Below are 8,741 nucleotides of genomic sequence, written 5' to 3'. Positions count from 1 at the left end.
CCCCCCCCCCCGCCCGCGGGGGGGGGGGCCCACGTCCATGCTCGGGGGAGCAGGTCCGGGAGGGCGAGCTCGAGCGTCGCTCCGTGCACCGCGCAGGGGCGCCCGTCGAGGTGTGCGAGCGCCTGGGCGGCGGCGATCCCCGCCGCCGTGGTGGCGGCCGCGGCTTCGGGGACCAACGAGGTCACCGCGGGATCCGCGACCAGCTGGGCCGCCACGGTGGGCCAGGCCGGGTCCGCGTCCGTGCGGGACAGGTCGAGGCAGGTCAGGCACGCGGTCCGGCGTGGCAGCACCAGCGGCCCGACCAGGATCGACGCCTCGCGCACCACGACCGACAGGTGCGGCACGTCGGCGTCACGCAGCGGCAGGTGGGTGCACGGATCGGCGAGGCCGCGCTCGACGAGCACCACGAGGTCCGGCGCGCGGCCCGCGGGAGCGAATGTTCGGGTGGTGGGGTTCGCCTCACGCACGGCCCGTGCGGCGGCGACCTCGCGCGGGTCGCCCACGTCCCGCACGCCGAACCCGCCGAAGCCCACGTCGGTGGCACCGACCGCGGTGGCGTCGGCGAGCTCGAGCGTGCCCACACCCGCCGCAGCGAGAGTCTGGGCGAGCGTCGCGCCGAGTCGGTCCAGCCCCACCACCCGCACGCGGGATCGTGCGCGCCGCGCGACGAGCGCCGCGCCGTCCCCGTCGACGTCGAGCACGGCCCAGGCGCGGGACTCGGCCGCGGCAGCGCTCGGCACCGTCGGCGGCGGGACCAGGAGGTGCGCCGCGGTGAGATGGGCCAGGACCCCGGCCGTCTCCGCGGCCGGGACGTCCTCGGCGTCCAGCGCGGCGGTGATCGCACGTTCGCTCGCGCCCGGAGGCAGACCGACCAGGGCACGGGCCGCCGATGGGCTGAGATCGCCCAGCGCGACCGCCCACCTGGGGTCGGTGCCGACCTGGACCGTCGTGGTGTCCCGCCACACCAGCGGGAGGGCTCGCAGCTGCACCGGCCGTCCTCTCGTCAGCCACCCAGCCTCGCCGACCGAGGCGGGCCGTGGGAGATCTCCACAGGGCGCGCCGGACGCACAAGAGGCGGCTCCCCGACCGGGGAACCGCCTCTCGACGTGGTGTGGGGCCTCAGGCCTTGCCGAGGATCCGGTTGAGCTTGGTGCCGCAGACCGGGCACACGCCCTTGGCCATCTTGCGGCCGTTGGTCACGACGACCTCGCCCTCGGTCTCGCGCTTCTCCTTGCACTTCACGCAGTAGAACTCGCCCTTGTAGGTCTCGGCCATGGAAGTCTCCGTTCGTCAGCCTCGTTCGCCGGCTCATGGTCGATCCGGCCGCAGGATCGCCGAGGTGGCGTCTCCGTGCTCAGCCAAGACTAATCACGCCGCAGCGGCCTGCGGTCCACCGCGCTCCCGGCGTGCCGCAGGATCACCCCCGTGCGCGGTCGCTGCGGGACGTGCCGAACGTCGGTGCGGGCGACTACCGTGCCCCGCGTGGACCCCGAGGTGCTGGCCGCCGAGATCGCGGCGGCGCAGGTGCGGCGCAGCAAGCGACGCACCCGCACCGTCACGGCCTTCCGCGAGGGTGGACGCACCGTGGTCGCGATCCCGGACCGCTTCTCCCGGTCCGAGGAGCGTGAGTGGGTCACCAAGATGGTGACCCGCCTGATGACCTCCCAGGCGCGTCGGGTGCCCTCGGACGAGGGACTCGAACGGCGCGCCGGCCAGCTGTCGGACCGCTACCTCGGTGGCCGGGCCCGGCCCACGAGCGTCGCCTGGTCCTCGCGCCAGGGTCGGCGCTGGGGTTCGTGCACGCCGAGCGAGGGGTCGATCCGGATCTCCACGCGGGTGCGCGGCATGCCCGGCTGGGTGCTCGACTACGTGCTGCTGCACGAGCTCGCCCACCTGCTCCAGCCCGGGCACGGCGCGGCGTTCTGGGCCGAGCTCGAGTCCTACCCGCAGACCGAGCGGGCCCGCGGTTTCCTGGACGGCGTCGCGTTCGCCACCGACGTGATCGGTGACGAGCCGGATGACGAGCGGCCGGACGTGGAGGACTAGGGCCGGGACTCCTCGGGGTCGTCCGGGTCGTCGGGCCCGTCGGTGGTCCCCTCGCCGAAGATCTCCGCGAGGGCGCGGTCGAGGTCCGCGGAGTCGACCGCGGCGGCTTCGCGACGCCCGCGGTAGCCGGCCGGGTCGTCCAGGTCCTCCGGCGTCGGCAGGAGGTCCGGGTGGTCCCAGACCGCCTCCCGGGCCGCGATGCCGCCGTCCTCGGTGAGGGTCGCCCACAGCCGGGCGGCGTCCCGCGAGCGCCTCGGACGCAGCTCGAGGCCGACGAGCGTGGCGAAGATGTCCTCGGCCGGGCCGCCGGCGGCGCGGCGGCGGCGCATCATCTCGCGCAGCGCCGCGGTGTGCGGCAGGTGCGTGCTCGCGGCCGCCGCGGTGACCTCGTCCACCCAGCCCTCGACGAGGGCGAGGACGGTCTCCAGCCGCAGCAGGGCGGCCTGCTGGGCGGGCGTGGTCTCCAGCGAGAAGACGCCGCCGGACATGGCGTCCGCGATGTTCTGCGGGTCCGACGGGTCGATCGACCGGACGGCCTCCTCGATGGCGTCGAGGTCGATCTCGACGCCGCGCGCGTAGGTCTCCACCACGCCGAGCAGGTGGCCCTGGAGCCAGCCGACGTGCGTGAAGAGTCGGGCGTGCGCCGCCTCGCGCAGCGCCAGGAACAGCCGGACCTCGTCCAGCGGCACGTCCAGGCCCTCGGCGAACTCGGCGACGTTGCGCGGCAGCAGCGCGGCGCCCGGGCCGGCGATCAGCGGGATGCCGATGTCGGTGGTGCCGAGCACCTCACGGGAGAGCGTGCCCACCGCGTTGCCGAGCTGGAGGCCGAACACCGCGGAGCCGAGCTGGCGCATCATCGGCGCCATGGTCTGGCCCAGGTCGGACATCTCCTCGGGCACCTGCTGGTCGGTCATCACGGTCGCGAGCGCCGAGGCGACGCTCCCGGCGACCGGCTCGGCGAGGGTCCGCCAGCGCGGCATCGTCTGCTCGACCCACTCCGATCGGCTCAGCGCGCGCACCGGGCCTCCGGCGGCGGGCAGGTCGGTGGCCTGGTCCAGCCAGAGCTCGGCGACGCCGAGCGCGTCGGCGACCGCGCGCCGCTCGCCCTCGGTGACCGTCGGGTCGCCCTCGCTCACCGCGGCCTGCCGCGCGACGTCGTGCGAGAGGTCGGCGTTCACCGGGCCGGTGCCCGAGGCGAGCATCGCCTGGAACTGCGCGACCATCGACTGCACGAGCACCGGGTCGTCCGGCAGGCCGAGGCTCGACGCGAGCTGCGCGAGGTCCATCGGCGTGCCGTCGGGACCGATCAGCCCGCGTTCGGAGATCTCGGCGATCACCTCGTCGGCCTGTGGGCCGAGCAGCTGGCGCAGCAGCGCCTCCCAGGACGGTGGGATGCCTGGCTCGCTCATCGGGTCTCCCCTCGGTGGTGACCTCCACGGTAGCCGCGCCGATCCCGCGTGACCTGCACCGGGAGCCCGCCCCGCACGGCGGTTCGCTCAGGGCGCAGCGCGATGTCGGGATGAAGCACCCAGGTGCAGCAGGGATGATGTGCCGGTGACCGACCAGCACTCGCCGCACCCGGCCGAGCCCGCAGGGGGACCGTCGTGGAGCCCGGTGGGGAGCGCCGACGACCCGTGGACCGTGACGGACCGCGACGACGACGCCCCCGACGGCTTCGAGGACGGCGTCGACGAGGAGCCGCCCGCGAGCCCCCGCGCGCTCACCCTGAGCATCGCCTCGGTGGCGCTCGCACTGCTCCTCGCCGCCGCCGCTGCGCTCCCGCTGCCGTACGTGGTCAGCTCGCCCGGGCCCACGCTGGACACCCTGAGCGACCACGAGGGCACCCCGCTGATCGAGGTGAGCGGCGCCGAGACGTACCCGACCACCGGTGAGCTGCGGCTCACCACCGTGACCACGGCCGGCGGGCCCGGCTACCCGGTGACGCTCGGTGACGTGCTGCGTGGGTGGTTCTCCAGCGCGCGGTCCGTGGTGCCGGTGGAGCAGGTGTTCGCGCCGGCGCAGACCCGCGAGGAGGTCACCCAGACCGGTCAGGCGGAGATGATCTCCTCGCAGGAGGACGCCACGGTCTCCGCGCTCGAGGAGCTCGGCTACATGGTCCCGACCACGCTCACGGTCGGTGGGGTCATGGCGGACACCGGTGCCGAGGGCGTGCTCCAGGAGGGCGATGTGATCACCGGCGTCGGCGGGACCCCGGTGACGTCGTTCTCCGACCTGTCGAGCCTCATGGACGCGGTGACGCCGGGCGACACCGTGACGCTGCAGATCACCCGGGACGGCGCGCCGACCGACGTCGACGTCACCACCACCGAGCTGGACGGCCGCGCGCTGCTCGGCGTGCTGATCGACCCGGTGTTCGACTTCCCCGTGGACGTCAGCATCCAGATCGAGAACATCGGCGGCCCGAGCGCCGGGACGATGTTCGCGCTCGGCATCATCGACAAGATGACGCCGGAGGACGAGGCCAACGGTCAGGTGATCGCCGGTACCGGCACGATCGACCTGACCGGCACCGTCGGGCCGATCGGTGGCATCGAGCAGAAGATGTTCGGCGCGGTGCGCGACGGCGCGACCTGGTTCCTGGCGCCGGCGGACAACTGCGCCGACGTCGTCGGGCACGTCCCGGAGGGGCTGCACGTGGTGCGGATCGCGACGCTGCACGAGGCGCGCGAGGCGGTTCAGGCGATCGGCGAGGGAGACGCGGCGGGCCTGCCGACCTGCTCGTGAGGTCGCCCGGTCACCGACCGGGCTGATCGACGGGAGCGCACGTGCCGGTCGGCCGGGCGGGCCGACCGGCCGTCAGAGCAGGGTCGCGGCGACCGCCTCGACGAGGCTCGGCACGAGGTCCGGGCCGCCGGCGACCGCGGCGTCGTCGTCGTGCGCGCGGGTGCGCAGGACGCACCAGGTCGGACCGCCGCGCAGCGCCCCGACCGCGAGGCGCACGTCCTGCCGGTCGGGGTGGGCCATCAGGTAGGTGAGCGCCTCGTCCGGGTCGTCCGGCATGCCCTCCTCGGCCGAGGTGGGCAGCACGACGCGCTCGACGACCACGGCGGCGCCGTGCACCGTCACGGGCCACGACAGCCCGGCCAGCAGGTCCTCGAGCGAGTCGGACTGCGGCAGGTCCTCCTGCTCGACCGCGGTGAGGTGGTGGGGATCGAGCGTGGCCGCGGCCACCGTCTCGGGCGGCAGCTGGTCGGCCAGGCCGGGTTCGGCGGCGAGGGCGTCGGCGGTGCGGACCAGGGCGAACACCCGCACGGGGCCGTCCCAGCCGCCGCTCGCGACGTGGCGCTCGATCTCGCGCATCGTGGTGTCCAGCGCCTGGCGGGCGCCGTCGTCCGTGCTGGTCGGGTCGCCGGCCGGCTCGGCGCTCGGGGTCGGCTGGATGGGGTCGCGCTGCTCGTCGGTCACCCCGCCATGGTGTCAGGTCGACGGCGCGGGTCACGGGTCGGCGGCAGTCCGGCGGAGCCGGCACGCGCTCCCAGGTGGGTGTGGGAACCTGGGGCGGCGCCCGGGCGTTCATCTCCCGGGGCCCGACCCGGGCGCCCAGCCCGGACGTTGACCGACGACGAGGAAACCCCGCCGTGTCCTTTCCCCGCCCGACCCGCCCGACGCCTGCCGGAAAGCGGCGGCGCCGCAGCCCGCTGGTCCTGACCATCGCGATCCTGGTCGGCGTCGTGATCGCCGTCATGGTGCTCGCCCAGGTCTGGACCGAGGTGCTCTGGTACCGCCAGGTCGGCTACCTCGAGGTGCTCACCACGCAGTGGCTGACCCGGGGTGTGCTGTTCGTGCTCGGGTTCCTGATCATGGGGGTCGCGGTCTGGGCGGCGCTCGCGGTGGCGTACCGCTCCCGGCCGATCTACGCGCCGTCCACGCCCGAGCAGGCGTCGCTGGACCAGTACCGCGAGATGATCGACCCGCTGCGCAAGCTCGTGATGACCGCGGGGCCTGCGGTGCTCGGCTTCTTCGCCGGCTCGGCCGCGTCCGCGCAGTGGGAGGACGTCCAGCTCTTCCTGAACCGCACGCTCGTCGGGGTGACCGACCCGCAGTTCGGGATGGACCTGTCGTTCTACATGTTCGTGCTGCCGGTGCTGCGGTTCGTGGTGTCGTTCCTGCTCGCGGTCGCGATCATCGCGGGCATCGCCGGCGTGGCGACGCACTACCTGTACGGCGGTCTGCGGATCGGTCAGGGCTCGGGGCCGCGCCTGACGCCGGCCGCCCGGATCCAGCTCGGCGTCACCGCGGCGGTGGCGATGCTGCTGATCGGCGTGAACTTCTGGCTCGACCGGTACTCGCTGATCGTGACCAGCGACTCGGGTGCGAAGGTCCAGGGCGGCGCGGGCTACACGGACATCAACGCGGTGCTCCCGGCCCGCGGGATCCTGGCCGGGGCGGCGGTCCTGGTCGCGGTCCTGTTCCTGGTGGCGGCGTTCCGCGGGTCGTGGCGGCTGCCGGCGATCGGCCTGGGGCTCGTGGTGGTGTCCGGGATCGTGATCGGCGGGATCTACCCGTCCGTCGTGCAGCGGTTCCAGGTGCAGCCGAACGAGCAGTCGACGGAGTCGCCGTACATCCAGCGCAACATCGACGCGACGCTCACGGCCTACGGCCTGGACGACGTGGAGATCACCACGTACGACGCGACGCTCGAGGCCGAGGCCGGCGCGCTGCGCGAGGATGCCGAGACCACGGCGAGCATCCGTCTGCTCGACCCGGCGATCGTCTCGCCGGCGTTCCGCCAGCTGCAGCAGAACAAGCAGTACTACGACTTCCCGGCCCAGCTCGCGGTGGACCGGTACACGATCGACGGCGAGAGCCGGGACACCGTGATCGCGGTGCGCGAGCTCAACCTCGACGGCCTGTCCTCCGAGCAGCGCACCTGGGTCAACGACCACACGGTGTACACGCACGGCTTCGGCGTGGTCGCGGCCTACGGCAACACCACGGCGGCCGACGGTCGCCCGGCGTTCTACGAGGGCGGCATCCCGTCGGTCGGCGCGCTCGGCGACTACGAGCCGCGGATCTACTTCGGCGAGTCCCTGCCGGACTACTCGATCGTCGGCGCGCCTTCGGGCAGCGGGGACTGGGAGCTGGACTACCCGGACGACGCCGCGGGCGGCCAGGTCAACACGACGTTCCCGACCGCCGACGTGCAGGCCGGGCCGAGCATCGGCAACCCGTGGAACAAGCTGCTGTACGCGCTGAAGTTCGGCTCCGAGCAGATCCTGTTCTCCGAGCGGGTGACCGGCGACTCGCAGATCCTGTACGACCGCGACCCGAAGGTCCGCGTGCAGAAGGTCGCCCCGTACCTGACGCTCGACTCCACGGTGTACCCGGCCGTGGTCGACGGGCGGGTCGTGTGGATCGTCGACGGGTACACCACGTCGAACAACTACCCGTACTCCACCCGTGAGGTGCTCGACGAGGTCACGACCGACTCGCTGACCCAGGCCGACACGCTGTCGACGCTCCTGCCGGAGCAGATCAACTACCTGCGCAACTCGGTCAAGGCGACCGTGGACGCGTACACCGGTGAGGTCACGCTGTACGCGTGGGACGACACCGACCCGGTGCTGGAGACCTGGCAGAAGGTCTTCCCGTCGACGGTGAAGCCGATGTCGGAGATCAGCGGGGCGCTGATGAGCCACCTGCGCTACCCGGAGGACCTGTTCAAGGTCCAGCGCACGCTGCTCGCGAGCTACCACGTGCAGACCGCGTCGGAGTTCTACTCGGGCCAGGACTTCTGGCGGGTGCCGGAGGACCCGAACAAGACCAGCGGTGAGCTGCAGCCGCCGTTCTACCTGACGCTCAAGATGCCGACCCAGGACGCGTCCGCGTTCTCCCTGACGTCGGTGTTCATCCCGGGCGGCAACACCGACCGGAATGTGCTCACCGGGTACCTCGCGGTGGACTCCGAACCGGGTGATGCCGACGGTGTGCGCTCCGAGGGGTACGGGACGTTGCGGCTCCTGGAGCTACCACGCAACACGACGGTCCCCGGACCCGGTCAGGTGAAGAACACCTTCGACTCGAGCCCGGAGATCAACCAGAACCTCAACCTGCTGCGGCAGGGCACCTCGACCGTGGTCAGCGGGAACCTGCTGACCCTGCCGGTCGGCGGCGGCCTGCTCTACGTGCAGCCGGTGTACGTGCAGTCCTCCACCGGGACGAAGCTGCCGCTGCTGCAGCGGGTGCTGGTGTCCTTCGGTGAGGAGGTCGGGTTCTCCGACACCCTGGAGGGCGCGCTCGACCAGGTGTTCGGCGGGGACGCGGGAGTGGACACCACCGAACCGGGGGTCGACACCGGGGTCCCGGACGCGCCGATCGAGGGCGGCACGGACGGCGGCACGGACGGCACAGCGACCGAGTCGCCCTCGGCCTCGCCGACGGAGTCGCCGACCACCGAACCCACGGTGCCGGCGTCCGACGCGCAGGCTCGGCTCGACGCCGCGCTGCAGCGGGCCCAGCAGGCTCTGCTGGACGGTCAGGACGCGCTCGCGAACAACGACTTCGCGGCCTACGGCGAGGCGCAGGACCGGCTCTCGCAGGCCATCGAGGACGCGATCGCGGCGGAGGCCGACCTGAACGCGGCCAACTCGGGCGGCTGACGGACGCCCTCGCAGGAACGCGCAAGAACCCCGCGAGCCGGGGAGCCGTGACCCCGGAGGGGCGGCTCCCCGGCT

Annotated in this window: 7 protein-coding genes; 3 read left to right on the top strand and 4 right to left on the bottom strand. The window is 73.2% G+C overall.

Annotated features, from left to right (window positions below; all coding sequences use genetic code 11):
- Together OEB99_RS09345 and OEB99_RS09340 are read right to left on the bottom strand one after the other, a co-directional pair.
- Nucleotides 1-989 (bottom strand): ThiF family adenylyltransferase (locus OEB99_RS09345; RefSeq protein ID WP_263509776.1); only part of this gene is annotated, 989 nt, incomplete at its 3' end.
- A gap of 130 nt (nucleotides 990-1,119) precedes the next feature.
- Nucleotides 1,120-1,275, bottom strand: a complete 156-nt coding sequence (locus OEB99_RS09340; protein WP_263509775.1) for a DUF5679 domain-containing protein — start codon at nucleotides 1,273-1,275, stop codon at nucleotides 1,120-1,122.
- A gap of 207 nt (nucleotides 1,276-1,482) precedes the next feature.
- Here OEB99_RS09340 and OEB99_RS09335 point away from each other — a divergent pair, with 207 nt between their 5' ends.
- On the top strand, nucleotides 1,483-2,046 hold the full coding sequence (locus OEB99_RS09335) for a M48 family metallopeptidase (RefSeq protein WP_263509774.1): 564 nt from the start codon (nucleotides 1,483-1,485) through the stop codon (nucleotides 2,044-2,046).
- On the opposite strand, the gene OEB99_RS09330 is transcribed toward OEB99_RS09335, so the two are convergent.
- Nucleotides 2,043-3,455, bottom strand: a complete 1,413-nt coding sequence (locus tag OEB99_RS09330) for a zinc-dependent metalloprotease (RefSeq protein WP_263509773.1) — start codon at nucleotides 3,453-3,455, stop codon at nucleotides 2,043-2,045. The genes OEB99_RS09335 and OEB99_RS09330 overlap by 4 nt on opposite strands.
- 145 nt (nucleotides 3,456-3,600) lie before the next feature.
- Between OEB99_RS09330 and OEB99_RS09325 the strand changes: the two genes are divergently transcribed.
- Nucleotides 3,601-4,791 (top strand): YlbL family protein, encoded by a 1,191-nt coding sequence (locus OEB99_RS09325; RefSeq protein WP_263509772.1) that lies wholly within the window; start codon nucleotides 3,601-3,603, stop codon nucleotides 4,789-4,791.
- 72 nt (nucleotides 4,792-4,863) lie between these two features.
- Here the strand turns inward: OEB99_RS09325 and OEB99_RS09320 are convergent, their stop codons facing one another.
- Entirely contained in the window at nucleotides 4,864-5,472 is a 609-nt protein-coding gene (locus OEB99_RS09320) for a PPA1309 family protein (protein WP_411910679.1), read from the bottom strand.
- A 173-nt stretch (nucleotides 5,473-5,645) separates the two neighbouring features.
- On the opposite strand from OEB99_RS09320, the gene OEB99_RS09315 reads away from it, so the two are divergent.
- Nucleotides 5,646-8,666 (top strand): UPF0182 family membrane protein, encoded by a 3,021-nt coding sequence (locus OEB99_RS09315; protein WP_263509771.1) that lies wholly within the window; start codon nucleotides 5,646-5,648, stop codon nucleotides 8,664-8,666.
- Nucleotides 8,667-8,741: the final 75 nt, after the last annotated feature.

The organism is Actinotalea endophytica (assembly GCF_025717005.1).
Taxonomy (GTDB): Bacteria; Actinomycetota; Actinomycetes; order Actinomycetales; family Cellulomonadaceae; genus Actinotalea.
This window is presented reverse-complemented; position numbering and strand designations above follow the sequence as displayed.